18 protein-coding genes and 1 riboswitch are annotated in these 17,709 nt (G+C 69.9%); of the genes, 7 read left to right on the forward strand and 11 right to left on the reverse strand.

From position 1 onward, the window contains the following. Nucleotides 1-24 precede the first annotated feature (24 nt). The 4 genes from ABDW61_RS22840 to ABDW61_RS22855 all read left to right on the forward strand — a co-directional run bounded on the left by ABDW61_RS22840 (nt 25) and on the right by ABDW61_RS22855 (nt 4,604). Nucleotides 25-768: a YggS family pyridoxal phosphate-dependent enzyme gene (locus ABDW61_RS22840; RefSeq protein ID WP_343642037.1), complete on the forward strand. Its 744-nt coding sequence runs from the start codon at nt 25-27 to the stop codon at nt 766-768. Further along, complete coding sequence (locus tag ABDW61_RS22845) at nt 765-2,303, forward strand: diguanylate cyclase (protein WP_343642039.1); 1,539 nt, start codon at nt 765-767, stop codon at nt 2,301-2,303. The genes ABDW61_RS22840 and ABDW61_RS22845 overlap by 4 nt, the downstream gene beginning before the upstream one ends. Nucleotides 2,304-2,637: 334 nt before the next feature. After that, entirely contained in the window at nt 2,638-4,197 is a 1,560-nt protein-coding gene (locus tag ABDW61_RS22850) for a methyl-accepting chemotaxis protein (RefSeq protein WP_343642041.1), read from the forward strand. A 68-nt stretch (nt 4,198-4,265) separates the two neighbouring features. After that, complete coding sequence (locus ABDW61_RS22855) at nt 4,266-4,604, forward strand: energy transducer TonB (protein ID WP_343642042.1); 339 nt, start codon at nt 4,266-4,268, stop codon at nt 4,602-4,604. Nucleotides 4,605-4,736: 132 nt separating this feature from the next. On the opposite strand, the gene ABDW61_RS22860 is transcribed toward ABDW61_RS22855, so the two are convergent. The 4 genes from ABDW61_RS22860 to ahcY form a co-directional block, all read right to left on the reverse strand. Then, nucleotides 4,737-5,366, reverse strand: coding sequence for an OmpW family outer membrane protein (locus ABDW61_RS22860; RefSeq protein WP_343642044.1), 630 nt, complete (start codon nt 5,364-5,366; stop codon nt 4,737-4,739). Nucleotides 5,367-5,498: 132 nt separating this feature from the next. Then, nucleotides 5,499-6,338: a methylenetetrahydrofolate reductase [NAD(P)H] gene (gene metF, locus ABDW61_RS22865; protein ID WP_343642045.1), complete on the reverse strand. Its 840-nt coding sequence runs from the start codon at nt 6,336-6,338 to the stop codon at nt 5,499-5,501. A 68-nt stretch (nt 6,339-6,406) separates the two neighbouring features. Further along, nucleotides 6,407-7,168: a TlyA family RNA methyltransferase gene (locus tag ABDW61_RS22870; protein WP_343642046.1), complete on the reverse strand. Its 762-nt coding sequence runs from the start codon at nt 7,166-7,168 to the stop codon at nt 6,407-6,409. A gap of 21 nt (nt 7,169-7,189) precedes the next feature. Beyond that, nucleotides 7,190-8,623 carry an adenosylhomocysteinase gene (ahcY, locus tag ABDW61_RS22875; protein WP_343642048.1) on the reverse strand — a complete coding sequence of 478 codons (1,434 nt, stop codon included), beginning with the start codon at nt 8,621-8,623 and terminating at the stop codon, nt 7,190-7,192. Between the two features lie 103 nt (nt 8,624-8,726). Then, a riboswitch (S-adenosyl-L-homocysteine riboswitch) is annotated at nt 8,727-8,825 on the reverse strand. A gap of 40 nt (nt 8,826-8,865) precedes the next feature. Here ahcY and ABDW61_RS22880 point away from each other — a divergent pair. Beyond that, nucleotides 8,866-9,657, forward strand: a complete 792-nt coding sequence (locus ABDW61_RS22880) for an HAD-IIB family hydrolase (protein WP_343642050.1) — start codon at nt 8,866-8,868, stop codon at nt 9,655-9,657. Here the strand turns inward: ABDW61_RS22880 and ABDW61_RS22885 are convergent. The 3 genes from ABDW61_RS22885 to infA all read right to left on the reverse strand — a co-directional run bounded on the left by ABDW61_RS22885 (nt 9,585) and on the right by infA (nt 10,781). Then, nucleotides 9,585-10,082, reverse strand: coding sequence for a hypothetical protein (locus ABDW61_RS22885; RefSeq protein WP_343642052.1), 498 nt, complete (start codon nt 10,080-10,082; stop codon nt 9,585-9,587). The genes ABDW61_RS22880 and ABDW61_RS22885 overlap by 73 nt on opposite strands. Before the next feature lie 205 nt (nt 10,083-10,287). Continuing rightward, nucleotides 10,288-10,473 carry an oxidoreductase-like domain-containing protein gene (locus ABDW61_RS22890; RefSeq protein ID WP_343642054.1) on the reverse strand — a complete coding sequence of 62 codons (186 nt, stop codon included), beginning with the start codon at nt 10,471-10,473 and terminating at the stop codon, nt 10,288-10,290. A 50-nt stretch (nt 10,474-10,523) separates the two neighbouring features. Continuing rightward, nucleotides 10,524-10,781, reverse strand: coding sequence for a translation initiation factor IF-1 (infA, locus tag ABDW61_RS22895; protein ID WP_343642056.1), 258 nt, complete (start codon nt 10,779-10,781; stop codon nt 10,524-10,526). Nucleotides 10,782-11,608: 827 nt separating this feature from the next. Here infA and ABDW61_RS22900 point away from each other — a divergent pair. Then, nucleotides 11,609-12,277 (forward strand): hypothetical protein, encoded by a 669-nt coding sequence (locus ABDW61_RS22900; protein ID WP_343642057.1) that lies wholly within the window; start codon nt 11,609-11,611, stop codon nt 12,275-12,277. A gap of 34 nt (nt 12,278-12,311) precedes the next feature. Here ABDW61_RS22900 and ABDW61_RS22905 read toward each other — a convergent pair whose 3' ends face one another. Beyond that, complete coding sequence (locus ABDW61_RS22905; RefSeq protein WP_343642058.1) at nt 12,312-13,292, reverse strand: AraC family transcriptional regulator; 981 nt, start codon at nt 13,290-13,292, stop codon at nt 12,312-12,314. A gap of 8 nt (nt 13,293-13,300) precedes the next feature. Further along, entirely contained in the window at nt 13,301-14,242 is a 942-nt protein-coding gene (locus ABDW61_RS22910) for an AraC family transcriptional regulator (protein ID WP_343642060.1), read from the reverse strand. Between the two features lie 188 nt (nt 14,243-14,430). Here ABDW61_RS22910 and ABDW61_RS22915 point away from each other — a divergent pair, with 188 nt between their 5' ends. Continuing rightward, complete coding sequence (locus ABDW61_RS22915; protein ID WP_343642062.1) at nt 14,431-15,459, forward strand: aldo/keto reductase; 1,029 nt, start codon at nt 14,431-14,433, stop codon at nt 15,457-15,459. A gap of 3 nt (nt 15,460-15,462) precedes the next feature. On the opposite strand, the gene ABDW61_RS22920 is transcribed toward ABDW61_RS22915, so the two are convergent. Together ABDW61_RS22920 and ABDW61_RS22925 are read right to left on the reverse strand one after the other, a co-directional pair. Next, complete coding sequence (locus tag ABDW61_RS22920; RefSeq protein ID WP_343642063.1) at nt 15,463-16,560, reverse strand: crosslink repair DNA glycosylase YcaQ family protein; 1,098 nt, start codon at nt 16,558-16,560, stop codon at nt 15,463-15,465. Between the two features lie 73 nt (nt 16,561-16,633). Then, nucleotides 16,634-17,641, reverse strand: a complete 1,008-nt coding sequence (locus ABDW61_RS22925; protein ID WP_343642065.1) for a diguanylate cyclase — start codon at nt 17,639-17,641, stop codon at nt 16,634-16,636. Nucleotides 17,642-17,709 lie beyond the last annotated feature (68 nt).

Raw genomic sequence — 17,709 nt, forward strand, 5'->3', positions numbered from 1 at the left:
GGATGAAAAAAAGCGTTGGCGATTATGGCGACGATCTCCGAGAACATACAACAGCTCCATGGCCGCATTGAGCGGGCTTGCCAGCAGGCGTCGCGGCCTGTGGACAGCGTCACGCTGCTGGTGGTAACAAAGACTTTCCCGGCCTCGGATGTGAGAGAAGCATTCGCGGCGGGCGAGCACCGCTTCGGTGAGAACTACGTGCAGGAGGGCGTCGACAAGATCGACGCGCTGGCTGACCTGCGCGCGCGCGTCGAGTGGCACCTGATCGGCCCGCTGCAGAGCAACAAGACCCGGGTCGTGGCCGAGCGCTTCGACTGGGTCCACAGCGTCGACCGGCTCAAGATCGCGCAGCGGCTGTCGGACCAGCGCCCGCACGGACTGCCGCTGCTGAACCTGTGCCTGCAGGTCAACATCAGCGGCGAGCACAGCAAGAGCGGGCTGGCGCCGGCCGAGGTGGCCGACGTCGCCCGAGCCGTCGCCGCGCTCCCCCGGGTGCGGCTGCGCGGCCTGATGGCGATCCCCGAGCCGGCCGCGACGCTGGACGAGCAACGCCGCCCGCACCGCGCGCTGGCCGGGCTGCTGGCCGCGCTGAACGCGGACCTGGGGCTGGGCCTGGACACGCTCAGCATGGGCATGAGCGCCGACATGGACGCCGCCATCCTCGAGGGCGCCACGATGGTGCGGGTCGGCTCGGCCATCTTCGGCGCCCGGGCCAGACCCGGCGCCGGGCCCGCGCCGTCCGCTCCTGGAGCACAGGGCCAGCCATGAACCCGCTGCAGCGCCCCGCCGACCTGGTGCCCGAGACCCCGGGCAGCCTGTCGGTCCGGGCGCTGTGGCGCGAGGGCCGGGCGGTGGAGCGCCGCTGGATCCTCGGCGGCTGGCTGGCGACGATCGCCGCCTGCGTCGTGCTGGGCGTGCTCGCCGTGCGGCGGGCGTGGTCCGGCGTGCCGGTGGACCTGGGCGGCACCACCGTCTTCCTCACCTTCTATCCGCCGATCCCGCTGTGCCTGTGGTGGGCGCTGAGCCTGGGCTGGCGCTGGGGCGCGGTGCCGGCCTGGCTCGCCACCTTCGTGCTGGCCGTGGACGCCGGCCTGGCGCCGGGCTGGGCCGCGGTCTTCGCCTGCGCCAATCCGCTCGGCCTGGGCGTGCTGGCGCTGGGCTACCGCGCCGTCGGCGCTCCGCGCGGACTGCGCAGCCTGCGCGCCTGGCTGTTCTTCGTGCCGCTGTGCTTCGTGGCCGCGGTGTTCAGCTCGGCCGGCGCCCTGATCTGGAACTTCAGCCATGACCTCCCGGCCGATCGCCAACTGCCGATCTGGCAGGGCTGGTGGCTGGGCGCCTTCCTGCAGAGCGTGCTGCTCGGCGGGCCGCTGATGGCGCTCACCTGGCCGCGGCTGTCGCGCTGGATCCTGCGCCGGCCTGCGCTGTTCACGCCGCCGCCCAGCGGCCGCCGCGCCATGGGCCTGGGGCTGCTGTTCGCGATCGTGCTCGCCGTGCTGGGCTACGGGCTGATCAGCCTGGGCCTGGGATCGCTGCAGCTGCGCGCGGCGCTCGGCAGTCATGACTGGCCGCGCCTGGAAGAGGCCTCGCGCGCGATGCTCAGCACCGCCTGGGTGTTCTTCTGGGTTTTCACGCTGATCGTGCTCTTCGTCGCGCAGTTCGGTTACCAGGCGCTGTCGCGCTGGCTGCGTTCGACCGAGGCGCTGGTGACACAGTTGGCCAAGTTGAACGCGGAGCTCGAACAGCGCTCGCGCACCGACGGTCTCACCGGACTGGCCAACCGCATGGCGACGGAGGAGGGACTCCGCGGCCTGCTGCGCACCGCGCGCCGCTACCGAACGCCGTCGGCGCTGCTGATGCTGGACATCGACCGGTTCAAGTCGGTCAACGACCGCTACGGGCATGCCGCGGGCGACGCCGTGATCCGCGCGCTGGCGCAGGTGCTGAAGGCGAGCTCCCGGGATGTGGACCTGCCCGGACGCTTCGGTGGCGAGGAGTTCGTCGTCGGGCTCGCCCACACCGATCTGCCGGGCGCGCGCCGCTTCGCCGAGCGTCTGCGTGAGCGCATCGCGCGGGCGCCGGTGGTCATCGATGCCAAGGACCTGAAAGTGGGCGACGAGCCGACGATCTCGTACACCGTCAGCATCGGCGTCACGGTGCTGCGCGCCGACGACGCCGGCATCGAGGACTCGCTGCGGCGCGCCGATGCGGCGATGTACCGTGCGAAGCAGGGCGGCCGCAATCGCGTCGAAGTGGCCGAGGAGGCGACCGATCCCTCCGTGCCCGGCCAGCCTGGCAAGCCCTGACCCTCGGTGCGCCGTCTCGCGCGTGGTTACCACGCGGGTACCGGGCCTTGCCTCCCACTTCGCGAACGAGTGGGCAGCTTTCATGAAACCGCGCCGTGCATCGCATTAGGGCTTCCACCAAGGAGGTTGAAGACAGGTTGAAGGCCCGTTTGCATTCAGTTGCAAGTGCCGCGTCAGAATTCACGGGCCCCCGAAAACCGGCATGGATGACCCGAATCAAGTCCAACGATGATCGCGCCGAAGCCAATGGCCGGTCCGCGCCGCCAGCGTCACGAGCGCCGGCGGATGTCTTGCGGTCCGCCCATTCAATAACTCATCCGTTGCGAGGGAATCGATGTCGTTTCTGTCCCGCCTGCGTATCGGCCAGCGCTTGACGCTGAGCTACGCGCTGCTGATCCTGCTGCTGATCGTGATCGGCGCTTTCGGCGCCCACAACGCCAGCCGGCTGTCCCATGACCTGAGCACGACGGCCAATTCCAGCCTGGTGAAGATCGCGCTGGCCAACGCGCTGGAGAGCGATGTCAACGTCATCGCCCGCGCCTCGCGCGACCTGCTGCTGCTGGACACCGCCAACGCGATCAAGCGCCAGAAGGCCGACATCGCCCAGGCGCTGGAAGACGGCCAGAAGCAGCTCACCGAGCTCGAAGGCAAGGTCTCCGACGCCAAGGACAAAGAGGTCGCGGCGAAGGTGCGCGACTTCCAGGCCAAGTTCGTGGACTCGGTGTCCAAGTTCCTGAAGGTGCAGCAGGACGGCAGCCCGGACGAAGCCCGCGAGGCCCTGATCAAGGACGTGCGTCCCGCGCAGAAGGACTATCAGGACGCGCTCAAGAGCCTGGTCGAGCTGCAGTTCGCCAATGGCCGCGACCTGGCCGAAGGCGGCGCCAAGCTCGCCAACCAGTCCATCCTGATCACGGCCGCGCTGGTGGTGGTGGCGGTGCTCATCGGCGGTGTCGGCGGCCTGACGATCGGCCGCTCCATCATCGTGCCGGCCCGCAAGGCCAAGGACGCGGCGCAGGCGATCAGCGCCGGCGACCTGTCGCAGCACATCGAGGTGCAGGGCTCCGATGAACTGGCCCAGATGCTGCACGCGATGCGCGACATGCAGACCGCGCTGTCCGGCGTCGTCGCCAGCGTGAGCGCCGCGGCCGGCGAAGTGGCGCAGAACTCCAACGAGATCGCGGGCAGCAACGTGGACCTGTCGGACCGCACCGCGCGTTCCGCCGAGAGCCTGCAGAACACCGCTGCGTCGGTCGAGCAGATCGCCTCCAACCTGAACGGCGCCAGCGAACTGACCCGCAAGGCCGCCAGCATCGCGACCAAGGCGCGCCAGTCGGCCTCGGCCGGCGGCACGGTGGTGAGCCAGGTCGTCGCGACGATGGAAGAGATCAGCGCCAGCTCGCGCAAGATCGGCGACATCATCGGTGTCATCGACGGCATCGCCTTCCAGACCAACATCCTGGCGCTGAACGCGGCTGTCGAAGCCGCCCGCGCCGGCGAGCACGGCAAGGGCTTCGCGGTGGTGGCGTCGGAAGTGCGCGCGCTGGCCTCGCGCTCGGCGCAGGCCGCCAAGGAAATCAAGGTGCTGATCCAGGAATCGTCCGTCAAGGTCGAGAACGGCACCGCCCTGGTCAACAACGCCGGCGCGACCATCCGCTCGGTGGTCGACGAGGTCAACAACATGGGTCAGTTGATCGAGGAGATCTCGCACTCGGCCCAGGAGCAGGCGGCGGGCGTCGGCGTCGTGAACAACGCGATGAACGAGCTGGACCGCGCCACGCAGCAGAACACCACGCTGGTCGACGAGCTGACCCGCTCGACCGACTCGCTGCGTGACAGCAGTTCGCGGCTGGTGCAGGCGGTGGGCTTCTTCAGCACCGCGCGCGCCGCGACCTGAGCGCGATCCCGCATCCCCTTCCTACCGGAAACCCCGCTTTCCTCACCCAAGACGTACGAGGTCCCAAGATGAGCAAGACCCTGACCCACACCGTTTCCCGCACCCTGCTGGGCCTGGCCGCGGCGCTGACCCTGGCCGCCGGCGCCCACGCCACGCCCAAGATCGTCAAGAAGGTGCCGCCGGAATTCCCGGCCGAGGCCGCCCGCCAGTCGATCTCGCAGGGCTCGGTCCGCGCCAAGATGAACATTGAGCCGGATGGCAAGGTCTCCGGCGTCGAGATCCTGGAAGCCGAGCCGCGCAAGGTCTTCGACAAGGCGGTGACCCGCGCGCTGATGGACTGGAAGTTCGAACCCAGCGGCCAGAAGGAGACCCACGAGGTCAAGCTGGTGTTCAAGAACGAGGACTGATCCTCGACGGACGATCCCGCCACGCGCGGGACGCCACATGAAGAAGGGCCGCCTTGCGCGGCCCTTCGGCTTTCCTTGCCGGGCTGGCGAGTCGACGCGCCCGCGCGGCCGGAAGCGATGTCAGAAGCGATGTCAGAAGCGGTAGCCGAGGCCCACGCCGATCAGCAGCGGATCGATCTTGAACTTGCCGATGGTCGAGCCGGCCAGCCGGATGTCGGTGTTCATCTGCAGCTTCTTGACGTCGACGTTCAGGGACCACTGCTTGTTCAGCGCCACGTCGAAGCCCGCCTGCGCGGCGAAGCCGAGGCTGTGCTTTTCGATGCTCGGCTGAAGGGACTGGACCGCGGGCTCGAAACGCGCGCCGGAGAAGAAGGTGTAGTTCAGGCCCGCGCCGACGTAGGGACGGAAGCTGCCTTCCGGATTGAAGTGGTACTGCAGCGTCAGCGTCGGCGGCAGGTGCTTCACCGATCCGATGCGCGAGCCCTTCGAGTAGAGCGTGTGCCGCTGCGGCACCGTCAGGATCAGTTCGGCCGCCAGGTTCGGCGTGAAGAAGTAGCTGAAGTCGAGTTCCGGGATCGTCTTGCGGCTCAGCGAGAGGCCCAGGTCGGGGCGGGTGTGGCCCTTGTCCGCCGGGTCGATGTTGACGGCGCGGGCGCGGTACAGCCATGGGCTGCTCTGGGCCTGGGCCGGCAGCGCGGCCGTCATCAGCGTGGCCAGCGCGGCGAGCGCGATCGAAGGGGACAGGACGGGGGGGCGGGACATGCGTTCACTCCATGGGGTCAATGAATGACCCGGGATTGAACGCCCGCCTCCAGGGGCGAACCTTGACCCTTCACAAGGAACGGCAGGGAACTGGGGAAGTTCCCGGAGATATCGAAGAGCGCTTGCTCGTTGTCAAGCTTTGGCCGCGAGGCCGAGGCGCTTGCACAACTCCAGCGTCAGCGCGCTCTGATTGAGCGTGTAGAAGTGCAGCCCCGGCACCCCGCCGGCGATGAGGCGTTCGCACAGCTGCGCGACGACGTCCAGGCCGAAGGCGCGCACCGAGGCGGCGTCGTCCATGTAGCCCTCCATCTTCAGCGCGACCCAGCGCGGGATCTCGATGCCGTCGCGCTGCGCGAACTGCGCGATGCGCGCGTAGTTGTTGATCGGCATGATGCCCGGCACGATCGGCACGTCCACGCCCATCGCGCGCGTGGCGTCGACGAAATGGAAGTAGGCATCGGGGTTGTAGAAGAACTGCGTGATCGCGCCGCTGGCGCCGGCGCGCACCTTGTCGGCGAAGAACTGCAGGTCGCGCGCCGCGTAGCGCTGCTGCGGGTGGTATTCGGGATAGGCCGCGACCTCGATGTCCCAGTCCTCGCCCTGCGTCTCGCGGATGAAGTGCACGAGTTCGGAGGCGTAGCGGAACTCGCCCGCCGTGGCCGTGCCGCTGGGCAGGTCGCCGCGCAGCGCGACGACGCGGCGGATGTGCTGCGCGCGGTAGGTGGCCAGGATCTCGGCGATGTTCTCGCGCGTCGAGCCGACGCAGGACAGGTGCGGCGCGGCGTCGAAGCCCTGCGCGGCGATGTCGGCGACGGTCGAGAGCGTCTTCTCGCGCGTCGATCCGCCCGCGCCGTAGGTGACGCTGAAGTACTGCGGATTCACCGCGCGCAGCTCCTGCACGACGGTCTTCAGCTTCTCGGTGCCGACCGGCGTGTTGGGCGGGAAGAATTCGATGCTGACCGGCGTCGTCATGGCGTGGGGTCCTGGAAGGTCGATGGAATCGGAGGATCCGGGGATCGGAAGGGAATGCGGGCCGGCGCTCAGGCGCTCGCCTTGCGGGCCCACAGGAAGAATTCGCGGTTGCCGTCGCCGCCGGTGATCGGGCTGTCGAACCAGCCGTGCACCGACCAGCCGAGCGCCGCCGCCGCGTCGCGCGCCTGCTGCTCGAGCACCGGATAGAGCGACGGGTCCTTGACCAGGCCGCCCTTGCCGATGGCTTGCGGGCCGAGCTCGAACTGCGGCTTGACCAGCAGCAGCGCCTGCCCGTCCGCGGCGAGCCAGGGATCAAGCTGCGGCAGCGCGCCGATCATCGAGATGAAGCTGAGGTCGCCGACGATCAGCGCGAAGCCGTCCAGCGGCGCCAGTTCGAGCAACCGTGAGGCGCCGAGCTCGCGCACATGCGTGCCCTCGAGCGCATCGACGCGCTCGTCGTCCTGGAGCGACGCGTGCAGCTGGCCATGGCCGACGTCGATGCCGACCACGCGCGCCGCGCCGGCCTTGAGCAGGCAGTCGGTGAAGCCGCCGGTGCTCTGGCCGACATCGAGCGCGACCCGCCCCGCCGGATCGATGCCGGCCAGGCGCAGCGCGCCTTCCAGCTTCAATCCGCCGCGCGAGACATAGCGCAGTTCCGCGTCGTCGGTGACGCGCAGCCGCGCCTGCTCGGGCAGCGCCTCGCCGGCCTTCTTCAACGGGACCCAGCCCTTGGGCGAGTCCCATTGCACGGCGCCGCGCTCGATCAACCGCTGCGCGGCCGATCGCGTCGGCGCCAGGCCGGACGAGACGAGGAGCTGATCGGCTCTCATCGGTGCAGAGGCTCGCGCGGATCAGTAGCGGTAGGTGTCGGGCTTGTACGGGCCGGACTTGGACACGCCGATGTAGGCGGCCTGTTCGTCGGTCAGCTCCGACAACTGCGCATTCAGCGTCTTGAGCTGCAGGCGGGCGACGTGCTCGTCCAGATGCTTGGGCAGCACGTAGACCTTGCCGACCGCATAAGCGTCCTTGTGCGCGAACAGCTCGATCTGAGCGATCGTCTGGTTGGCGAAGCTCGAGGACATCACGTAGCTCGGATGGCCCGTGCCGCAGCCCAGGTTCACGAGGCGGCCCTTGGCCAGCAGGATGATGCGCTTGCCGTCCGGGAAGATCACGTGGTCCACCTGCGGCTTGATCTCCTCCCACTCGTACTTCTCAAGCGAAGCGACGTCGATCTCGTTGTCGAAGTGGCCGATGTTGCACACGATCGCGTTGTGCTTCATCGCGGCCATGTGCTCGTGGCGGATCACGTTCTTGTTGCCGGTCGTGGTCACGAAGATGTCGGCCTTGTCGGCGGCGTATTCCATCGTCACGACGCGGAAGCCCTCCATCGCGGCCTGCAGGGCGCAGATCGGATCGATCTCGGTGACCCAGACCTGGGCCGACAGCGCGCGCATCGCCTGCGCCGAGCCCTTGCCCACGTCGCCGTAGCCGGCGATCACCGCGATCTTGCCGGCGATCATCACGTCGGTGGCGCGCTTGATGCCGTCCACCAGCGACTCGCGGCAGCCGTACAGGTTGTCGAACTTGCTCTTGGTGACCGAGTCGTTGACGTTGATCGCGCGGAACAGCAGCGTGCCCTTGTCCGACATCTCCTTCAGGCGGTGCACGCCCGTGGTGGTCTCTTCTGTGACGCCAATGATCTCGGCGCTCTTGCGGGTGTACCAGGTCGAGTCTTCGGCGATCTTCTTCCTGATCGCGGCGAACAGGATGCGCTCTTCCTCGCTGCCCGGGTTGGCCAGGACCGAGAGGTCCTTCTCGGCCTTCTGGCCCAGGTGCATCAGCAGCGTCGCGTCGCCACCGTCGTCCAGGATCATGTTGGGGCCTTCGCCCGGCGTGCCCTTGGCGCCGAACTCGAAGATGCGGTGGGTGTAGTCCCAGTAGTCTTCCAGCGTCTCCCCCTTGTAGGCGAAGACGGGGGTGCCGGCGGCCACCAGCGCGGCGGCGGCGTGGTCCTGCGTCGAGAAAATGTTGCACGAGGCCCAGCGGACCTCGGCGCCCAGCGCCTGCAGCGTCTCGACCAGCACGGCGGTCTGGATCGTCATGTGCAGAGAGCCGGTGATGCGCGCGCCCTTGAGCGGCTGGGCCGCGGCGTATTCCTGACGGATGGCCATCAGCGCGGGCATCTCGCTCTCGGCGATCTTGATTTCCTTGCGGCCCCAGTCGGCCAGCGACAGGTCTTTGATCAGGTACTGGTCTTGGGCCAGCGGCTTCAGTTGGGCGTTCATGCGGACTCCTGCGAGGATGAACCGTCGACGCCAGCGATCTGGAAAGCCGGAGAGAGAAGAGGGGCGCTTGCCGCTCGGTCCTCACCCGGCCCAGGAAGGGGTCGACGGGTGAGCGCGGTTGCCATGGCCGCGGGCATGTCGCCGCGCGGCGGTTCCGAGCCTGGCCTCGATGGGGTGGGAGGTCGCAACGCTCCTCGGAACAGGGCGCGATTGTAGACGCACAATCCCGGCCCATGCGAGCGATGAAGCCCCTGATCGACTGTCCCCGCGAGGCCTGGCACGGCGTGCGCGGCGTGCTGACCGACATTGATGACACGCTGACCGGCGGGGCGGCGGGGGCTGTGATCGCGCCAGCGGCGCTCGAGGCGCTGGCGCGCCTGCACGCGGCCGGCGTGCCGGTGATCGCGATCACCGGACGTCCCGCCGGCTGGAGCGAGTCCTTCGCGATGGAATGGCCCGTGCGGGGGATCGTCGCGGAAAACGGGGGGGTGTTGCTCCATCGAGTGGGGGAGACGCTGGCCACCGAGTTCGCACAAGATGACGCGACGCGCGCCGCGAACTTCGCGCGCTTGCAGGCCTGCGCGGACGAGATCGCCGCCGCGGTGCCCGGCGCCACGCGGGCGCGGGACAGCGCGGGGCGGCTCACCGACATCGCCATCGACCACGGCGAATTCGCTTCGCTGGATGACGAGGCCATCGCCGCCGTCTGCGACCGGATGCGCGCGCACGGACTGGTGGCGACGGTGAGTTCCATCCACGTCAACGGCTGGATCGGCGATCACAGCAAATGGAGCGCCGCCCATTGGGCGGTGAAGCGGCTGACGGGAAGGGATTTCGATCCGCGGGAGTGGGTCTATGTCGGCGACTCGACCAACGATCAACTGATGTTCGAGCGGGTGCCCCTGTCGGTGGGGGTGGCCAACATCGCGCGCTTCCTGCCGATGCTGGATCACCCGCCGCTCTACGTGACGGCGGCCGAGCGCGGCGCGGGCTTCGCCGAGGTGGCGGGCGCGCTGCTCGCGGCACGGGAATAGGGCGGCTCGCCGATCACCGGCCCGTCGATCGCCGGCCGGCGGCTGCGTGGCTGCCGCCCTTCGACCGGATCCCAGGCGTGGCGGCCGACCAGGGCGGAGATCCCAGGCCAGTCATGGCCGCGTGGCAGCACGCGCGCCAGCGCCGCATGGCTGACCCGGCCGCCGAGCGCGATCAGGCGCTCCGCCACCTCGAGCCGCCGGCGCCGCAGCCGCGGCAGCAGCCAGCGGTTGGTGGGACGCTCGCGCAGCACGCTCGGGTGCGGCATGCAGCGGTGCTCCGCCATCAGCAGATGGCGCAGCAGCACCTCCAGCGGCAGCAGGTCCAGGTGGCGCCAATCGGCGCTCAAGCGGGCGAGCGCGAAGCGCAGGTTGGCCTGCGCGTCGGAGCGCGAGGCGGGGACACGGGACTGGCCGGGCATGAACATTCAGACCTCCGCACGAGGAGCCTGCGCCGGCACGGCAAGCGCGGCGCCTGTCAGGAATGTCGGCCTTCCGGCGCCTGTTCTGAATCCCCGGAATGTCCCTGAAAGGTCACGAAACGCAATCCGGCCTGGGCGATGGGACGGGGAGACTTCCCCAAAAGGAAAGGGCCGCGCGAGGCGGCCCTTCGGGGTGGGGAGGAGGCGCCGGTCAGGGCGCCTCGGGGTGACGGGCTTTCCAGGCGCGCAGCCGTTGCCGGAAATCGTCCATCGCCAGATCGTGCAGGTCGAAGATGCACGGATCGCAGCCGTTGCCGCAGCAGGCGTCGATGTCCGGCTGCTCAGGCGGCACGGGCATCGGGTCGTCGGCTTCGGCGGCGGGCGCGGCGGTGGTCATGAATTCAGACGCCGCCGCGGGAGACGGATCCCCCAAGGCGGCGGCGGGATTCAGCGGCGGACCGGCGGCGGGCCCGAGTGGTTCGAGCGCGCCAGGTGACGGAAGGTGATCCGGCCCTTGGTCAGGTCATAGGGCGACATCTCGAGGGACACCGCATCGCCGGCCAGGATGCGGATGTGATGCTTGCGCATCTTTCCGCCCGTGTAGGCGATGACCTGGTGGCCGTTCTCCAGGGTCACGCGAAAGCGCGAGTCCGGGAGGATTTCGTTGACGACGCCCTGCATTTCAATCAGTTCTTCCTTGGCCATGCGGGATGCTCCTATCTTGAAGATGAAAAGGGCGGCGGTCGCGTCGGGACGCAGGCCTTCGCCTCGGGATCGATGGTGCGCCGCTCAGTGGCTGCGCGCCCAGGCCGTGCCTTCGTTCTCCGCGTAGCGCAACGCGGCGCGGCGGGTCTCGAAGGCCGGCACGAATCGCATGACGCGATCAATGCTTGCCATGCCGCGTCCCGACCTGATCGAGACCGCCGCGGCGAAACCGCCGTCGGCATGGGGTTTGGACATTGGTGAGACAAGGAATCGCCCCACCTCAATGCTTTTGTTACGCATAGTTTTCATGAGGTGTGCGCCTTGACAGGCAATCGCAATAAGCAACCGTCTTGGCGCGGTTTGGGAACGTACACCGTTCCGGTCCGTTGACACGGCGGCGGAACAGGCACGGAAAGTTGCCCCGGCTGTCACGCGCGCCGAAGACGCGCGCACGGACCGAAGCCAGAAACGCTCAAGCGCACGAACCGGGGGCTGATGCAGATGCGAGCCGCTCGCAGAAGGGCCCGTGAGAGAGCCAGGAGGGGCTGCAGAGAAAGACCTGAAGAGGGTGGTCTTGTGCGAATCCAAGCTGAGGAGTGTAGCGCAAGCGCCGATTCCGCGCATCCCCCGCGGTTTCCAGGGGCGCGAAGGGGCCAACGTCCTTCACGGCGAAGCAATCTGGAGCGCCGCGACAGCGGCCGTGCTTCATGAAGCGCGCGTGAAGCCGCCGGGCGCTGACCTGCGGCAATGGCTTGGCGTGCCGCTAGGATCGCGCCCCGGAACACGTCGGCCGGGGAGGGCGCGATGGATCGAGGCAGCGCGCCGGCATGACCGCGGCGCAATGGAAGGGCCCGGCGCGCGGGCGGCGATGGCTGGGCGTGGCGGCGGCGCTGCTGGTGCAGGGCGTCGCGGTGTCGGTGCTATGGATGGACCATGGATGGCGCCACCCGGGGCGCCGCGAGCCGCCCCGGCTGACCGAGGTGCGGCTGCTGCCGCTGGCCGCCGAGCGCCAGCCCGCGCCGGCCGCGCGTCTGGACCCTCGCCCCGAACGGCCGCGCGTTCCGGCCCCCATCGTCGTGGCGGTGCCGGAGGTCCAGGTGACCGCCACGCCGCCGACCTCCGCGATCCAGACCGTCGCGGCGCCCGCCGTGCCGGCTCCGGCCGCCTCGGCACCGCCCGGCGACGGCCGCTCCAGGCTCAACCTCGCGCTGCCCAAGGGCGGCGGCGCCGCCGATCCACGCCTGCGCATGGCCGATCAGGTCCGCAACGATCCGCGCTCACACAGCGAGCGGCGCACCATCGAGTCCGCGATCGCCGATGCCGCAGGCACTCTGCCCATCGTCACGAGCACGTCGACGAGCGGTTCCGGCTCGAAGATCGTTCGCCAAGGGAGCAAGTGCACCCGCGTCTACGAGAACCGCGTCGCCGAACTGAATCCGACCGACGATCGGCTGAAGGGCGCGCCCATGCTGGCGGGCGGGTGCTTCAGCAAGTAGCGGCGCCATCGCGCCGGGGGCGCCGGGCGCCGCGTCAGGCGCTCAGCCGCGAGGGCGGCCCGTCCCGGCGCCTGGCCGCGTCGCGCGACGGCGGCGCGCCATAGAGCCGGCTGTATTCGCGGCTGAACTGGGACGGGCTTTCGTAGCCGACGGCATGACCAGCGCGCGCCACCTCCAGGCCTTCGGCGATCAGCAGCCGGCGCGCTTCCTGAAGGCGCAGCTGCTTCTGGTACTGCAGCGGGCTCATCGAGGTCAGCGCGCGGAAGTGGTGGTGCAGCGAGGACGCGCTCATGTGCGCCTCCTTCGCCAGCGCCTCGATGCGCAGCGGCTTCGCGTAATGCGCCTTGAGCCAGCGGATCGCGCGCTGCACGCGTTGCGTCTGGCTGTCGGCGCGCGCGACCTGCGCCAGGCGTTCGCCCTGCTCGCTGCGCAGCACGCGATAGACCAGCTCCCGCATCGCCAGCGGCGCGAGCGCGGCGTGGTCCTCCGGGTGGTCGAGCAGACGCATCAGCCGGCCCGCGGCGTCCAGCATGTCCGGGGTGACGGCGCTCACGAACAGGCCGCGCGACGTGTCCTCGGCGCCGTCATCGGCCGCGGGGGCGGGCGCCCTGGGCGGTCCGCTGCGCGCGACGAGCTCCGCGACCTCCTCCGCGTCGAAGTCCAGGCGCAGGCACAGGTAGGGCCGCTCGGGCGAGGCCTCGATCACGCGGCCGCTGACCGGCAGGTCGGTCGTGAACACCATGAAGCGGGCGGCGTCGTAGACGTAGCGCTCGTCGCCGAGCCGCACTTCCTTGGCGCCCTGGGCGATCACGCACAGCGCCGCGGGTTGCACCGCATGCGCGAGCTCGCCGCCCGGGCCGTCCAGCCGGATCGCCCAGACCCGCGGCAGGGCCGTGGGCCAGACGCCCTCGCGCGGCGCATGGCGCGCCAGCATCGCGCTCAATGGCGCGGTATCGGCAAGCGCCGCGGCGGGCATCGCGGCAGGCGTCACGCTGGCGGTGTCGGAGCCGTTCATCGCGGGCTTCATCCGGCGCGCAACAGCTGCTCGATGTCGGCCCGCGGCGGCGTGCCGAAGAGCCGCCGATATTCGCGGCTGAACTGCGAGGCGCTCTCGTAGCCGACCTGGTGCGCCGCGGCCGCCGCATCCAGCCCGCTGCCCAGCATCAGCCGGCGCGCGTGCTGCAGCCGCAGCTGCTTCTGGTACTGCATCGGCGACATGCTGGTCAGCTGCTTGAAGCGCTGGTGCAGTGTCGAGGCGCTCATGTGCGCGACCTCGGCCAGTTCCTCGATGCTGATGGCCTCGTGGAAGCGGCGGTTCAGCTCATCGATCGCGCGGGACAGGCGGCGCGTCGCGCTGTCCTGCTGCGCCAGCGCGCGCAGGCGCGGCCCGAGCGGGCCGGTCAGCACGCGGTAGAAGATCTCGCGCTGCAGCAGCGGGCCCAGCACGCGCTGGTCCTGCGGGCTGTCCAGCAGCTGCATCAGCCGCAGCGTCGCGCCGAGCAGCGACTCCGACACCGGCGCCACGTTCAGGCCTGATTGCGCCGCGGGCGCGGCGTCGCTGCTCGCCGGGCCGACCTCGAGCATCAGCTCGGCCAGCGTCGGCGTGTCGCAGCTCACGCGCACGCACAGGTAGGGCTTGTCCAGCGTGGCGTCGATGACCTGGCCCCGGGGCAGCATCGTCATCGACACCAGCAGGAAATGCAGCGGGTCGTAGAACAGCGTCTCGGCGCCCAGCTCCACCTTCTTGCGCCCCTGCAGCACGATGACCACGCCCGGTTCGTACAGCGCCGGCGCGGTGCGCGGCGCGGTGCAGCTGGCCTTGATCAGCTGGAGGCAGGGGATCGCGGTGGGGCGCGAGCCGTCGGCGTCGATGTGACGCAGCGTCAGATCCACCATCTGCGCGCGCAGCGCCTGCAGCGCGTCGGGGAAGCCGTCGGCGAGGGAAATGGGAGTGGGAGCGACCATGCGGCGGATTGTGCAAGTGCGACGCGCGCGTCGCCAGTGCCCGCGCGGGCGCGAGACGGGGTTCCGGAGGATTGGGCAAGGACGGGCGAGCTTTGCGCTGGTCCCGCAGGGGGGCGGATTCCTAAAGTGATGGACATCGCGGCGCTCATGTCGACGCCGCGCCCACCTCGCCATCAAGGAGTCGCGCCATGACCATCATGTCCAGGGAACCGCTCAACAACCTGCCGCAACTGCCCCGCCGCCGCCTTGGCGCCCACGGGCCGGAGGTCTCCGCGCTCGGACTCGGGTGCATGGGGATGTCCGATTTCTACGGTCCCGCCGACGAGGCCACCTCGATGGCCGTCCTGCACCGGGCGCTGGACCTCGGGATGAATTTCCTCGACACCTCCGACATCTACGGCAACGGCGCCAACGAGCGCCTGCTGTCGGGCCTGCTGGCCAACCGCCGGCGCGAGGTCGTGCTGGCGACCAAGTTCGGCATCGTCCGCAACGCCGACGGGCTGTCGGCCGGCGTCAACGGCAAGCCCTCGCACGTCCACGCGTCCTGCGACGCCAGCCTGCGCCGCCTCGGCGTCAACCACATCGACCTGTACTACCTGCACCGCGTCGACCCCGCGGTGCCGATCGAGGAGACCGTCGGCGCCATGGCCGAGCTGGTGCGCGCCGGCAAGGTGCGCCATCTCGGGCTGTCGGAGGCCTCGGCCGCGACCATCCGCCGCGCCCATCGCGTGCATCCGATCGCGGCGGTGCAGTCGGAGTACTCGCTCTGGACGCGAGACGTCGAGGCCGAGGTGCTGCCCACCTGCCGCGAACTGGGCATCGCGCTGGTGCCGTACAGCCCGCTGGGGCGCGGCTTCCTGACCGGCGCGATCCGCAGCGCCGATCAACTGGCCGCGAATGACTGGCGCCGCGTCAATCCGCGCTTCCAGGGCGACTCGATGGCGCAGAACCTGGCGCTGGCCGATGCGATCGTCGCGCTGGCCCGCGATCATGGTCTGACGCCGGCGCAACTGGCGCTCGCCTGGCTGCTGGACCGCGGTCCGGACATCATGCCGATCCCGGGCACGCGCTCGATCGCACGGCTGGAGGAGAACGCGATGGCCGCGCGCATCCGTCTCAACGACGTGCTGCGCGAGGAACTGCGCGATCTGATCGACGCGCATCCGGTTGCCGGCGCGCGCTATCCCGAGGTATCGATGGCGCTGGTGAACGCCTGAGGCTCAGCCGGCGAGGCCGAGGAACGCCGCCATGTCCGCGCAGGCCTGGTCCAGCGCGGCGCGGAAGGCCGCGTCGCGCGGCCGCTTGCCGATGAAGCCGAGGTCCGGGACCAGCGTCCCGCCCTCGACCTTCAGGTTGGCCCAGCCGATCACCTGCTCGCCCCAGAGCATCGGCAGCGCGTAGTGCCCCATGGTCCGCTTCGCGGCGGGGGTGTAGGCCTCGAAGCGGTAGGCCCAGCCCCACAGCCGCTCGAAACGGCGGCGGTCCCAGACCAGCGGATCGAAGGGCGCGAGGAAGCGCAGCCGGTCCGGCTCGGGCCGATGGGCGCGCGAGGCGGGGTTCTCGTCGGCGGGCCAGTACCAGACCTCGCCATCGACCTTGGCGTGCGCCCAGCGCGACTTCGCGTGCTTGAGCACCTCGCGGGCCTCGGTCTTGAGGTGCGGGGCGCCGTAGCCCAGCAGTGAGGTCAGGTAGCCCAGGCTCGGCGAGGGCAGCGGCGCATAGAGCGCCACGATCATGTCGAGCAGTGCGCCGGCGCGCTCGCGGCGGGCGTCCGGGCTGTCGTCCTGCGGCGCGTGCTCGATCGCCTCGTAGACCCGCGTGCCGGCGTCGCGCCGCGCCACGCGCAGCAGGCCGCGGTAGTGCATGCCGTCGAGCAGATGCGTGCTGGCGTTGAGCTCGCCGCCCCAGTAGCCCTCGACGCGGCCGTGGCTGAAGGCCTTGAGCACGTCCTGCGGATGGGTGCGGCCGCGCGCGCGGATGAAGTCCAGCACCTCGGCGGCGCGCGCGTTCATCGCGTCGTCCCAGGCGCGGCGCGCGACGCGCGGATGCAGCAGCGCCAGCGTCTCGCGCGCCAGGAAGCCGTAGTTGACGAGGCAGTCTTCCTCGATCGCCAGACGCGCGTAGCGGGCCTCGAGCTGGCCGGCGCGGTAGTCCTTCACCCGGTGCATCAGGATCAGGTCCTGCGCGCGCGCCGGCGCGCGGATCGGATCGGCCTGCACGAAGCCCAGGCGCTGGATCGCGCGCAGCAGCGTGGTCGGCTTGAAGAAGGTGCGGGCGATGGCATGGCGCCGCAGCGCGTCGTGATCGATCACGGGCATGGAAGACGGGCGAGGGTCGAAAGGCGGCAACGGTAACGCCGATTCCTCCCGGATGTGTCAGCAGGCAATCCCTTCACAGCGGCGCGAAGCCGCTGGGCGCCTGCTCGACGGTGTCCATCTGCATCTCGAAGCTGAAGAAGCGGTTGCGGCCCCGCGACTTCGCCGTGTAGAGCGCGTCATCGGAGCGCCGCAGCAGCCCCTCGACCGAGGTCTCGGCGTCGGGCACGCAGGTCGTGATGCCGCCCGACAGCGTGACGTAGGACTCGACCGAATCGGGATGGCGCATGTTGCAGTTGCGCAGCGTGCGCATCACCGCCCGCGCGAAGGTCATCGCGCCGGAGCGCGGCGTGCCGGGCAGGATCAGCGCGAACTCCTCGCCGCCATAGCGGGCGGCGCAATCGCGCGGGCGCCGGCAGGTCTGCTGCAGCAGCTGCGCGACGCGCTGCAGGCAGGCATCGCCGGCCAGGTGGCCGTAGCTGTCGTTGTAGCGCTTGAAGTGGTCGATGTCGCACAGCACCAACGTCAGCGGCTGCTGGTCGCGCCGCGCGCAGGCGATCTCCTGCGCCAGCCGGGCATCGAAGGCGCGCCGGTTCATCAGGCGCGTCAGCGCGTCCTCGCCGGAGAGCTTCTCGAGCCGCTCGTTGCTGTGGCGCAGCTCATCCGACACCTCCTGGAGCCGCGCCTGCATGCGCCGCAGCCGCTGCATCGCGCGCAGCTTGGCCTGCAGCACGGTGTTGGAGACGGGCTTGACCAGGTAGTCGTCGCCGCCGGACTCGATGCCTTGCCAGAGATCCTGGTCGCGGTCGCGGCTGGACAGGAAGATGATCGGCGTCCACCCGCCGCGTTCATGCGCGCGCATCTGACTCGCGACCCAGTAGCCGTCGTGGCCGGGCATCTCGACGTCGAGCAGCACCAGGTCCGGTCGCTCGCCGACGAAGCGCGTCAGCGCGCTGTCGCCGCCATCGGCCTCCAGCGTGTGATGACCGATGGCCTGCAACTGCCGGCACAGGAAGCCGCGCGTGCTCGCCTGATCGTCCACGACCAGGATGCGCAGCGGCGGCAGCGAGGCGGAGGGATCCATGGCCGGGCAGCATCGACGGGCGGCAGCAAGGCGTGCCGGAGCCGATTATGCGGGGACGGTTCGCATGC

Source organism: Roseateles sp. (assembly GCF_039595595.1).
In the GTDB taxonomy this organism is placed as follows: domain Bacteria; phylum Pseudomonadota; class Gammaproteobacteria; order Burkholderiales; family Burkholderiaceae_C; genus Roseateles.

Coding starts and splice junctions, on each gene's coding strand:
- ABDW61_RS22840 (WP_343642037.1), top strand. CDS start 25: ATGGCGACGATCTCCGAGAACATACAACAGCTCCATGGCCGCATTGAG.
- ABDW61_RS22845 (WP_343642039.1), top strand. CDS start 765: ATGAACCCGCTGCAGCGCCCCGCCGACCTGGTGCCCGAGACCCCGGGC.
- ABDW61_RS22850 (WP_343642041.1), top strand. CDS start 2,638: ATGTCGTTTCTGTCCCGCCTGCGTATCGGCCAGCGCTTGACGCTGAGC.
- ABDW61_RS22855 (WP_343642042.1), top strand. CDS start 4,266: ATGAGCAAGACCCTGACCCACACCGTTTCCCGCACCCTGCTGGGCCTG.
- ABDW61_RS22860 (WP_343642044.1), bottom strand. CDS start 5,366: ATGTCCCGCCCCCCCGTCCTGTCCCCTTCGATCGCGCTCGCCGCGCTG.
- metF (WP_343642045.1), bottom strand. CDS start 6,338: ATGACGACGCCGGTCAGCATCGAATTCTTCCCGCCCAACACGCCGGTC.
- ABDW61_RS22870 (WP_343642046.1), bottom strand. CDS start 7,168: ATGAGAGCCGATCAGCTCCTCGTCTCGTCCGGCCTGGCGCCGACGCGA.
- ahcY (WP_343642048.1), bottom strand. CDS start 8,623: ATGAACGCCCAACTGAAGCCGCTGGCCCAAGACCAGTACCTGATCAAA.
- ABDW61_RS22880 (WP_343642050.1), top strand. CDS start 8,866: ATGAAGCCCCTGATCGACTGTCCCCGCGAGGCCTGGCACGGCGTGCGC.
- ABDW61_RS22885 (WP_343642052.1), bottom strand. CDS start 10,082: ATGTTCATGCCCGGCCAGTCCCGTGTCCCCGCCTCGCGCTCCGACGCG.
- ABDW61_RS22890 (WP_343642054.1), bottom strand. CDS start 10,473: ATGACCACCGCCGCGCCCGCCGCCGAAGCCGACGACCCGATGCCCGTG.
- infA (WP_343642056.1), bottom strand. CDS start 10,781: ATGGCCAAGGAAGAACTGATTGAAATGCAGGGCGTCGTCAACGAAATC.
- ABDW61_RS22900 (WP_343642057.1), top strand. CDS start 11,609: ATGACCGCGGCGCAATGGAAGGGCCCGGCGCGCGGGCGGCGATGGCTG.
- ABDW61_RS22905 (WP_343642058.1), bottom strand. CDS start 13,292: ATGAACGGCTCCGACACCGCCAGCGTGACGCCTGCCGCGATGCCCGCC.
- ABDW61_RS22910 (WP_343642060.1), bottom strand. CDS start 14,242: ATGGTCGCTCCCACTCCCATTTCCCTCGCCGACGGCTTCCCCGACGCG.
- ABDW61_RS22915 (WP_343642062.1), top strand. CDS start 14,431: ATGACCATCATGTCCAGGGAACCGCTCAACAACCTGCCGCAACTGCCC.
- ABDW61_RS22920 (WP_343642063.1), bottom strand. CDS start 16,560: ATGCCCGTGATCGATCACGACGCGCTGCGGCGCCATGCCATCGCCCGC.
- ABDW61_RS22925 (WP_343642065.1), bottom strand. CDS start 17,641: ATGGATCCCTCCGCCTCGCTGCCGCCGCTGCGCATCCTGGTCGTGGAC.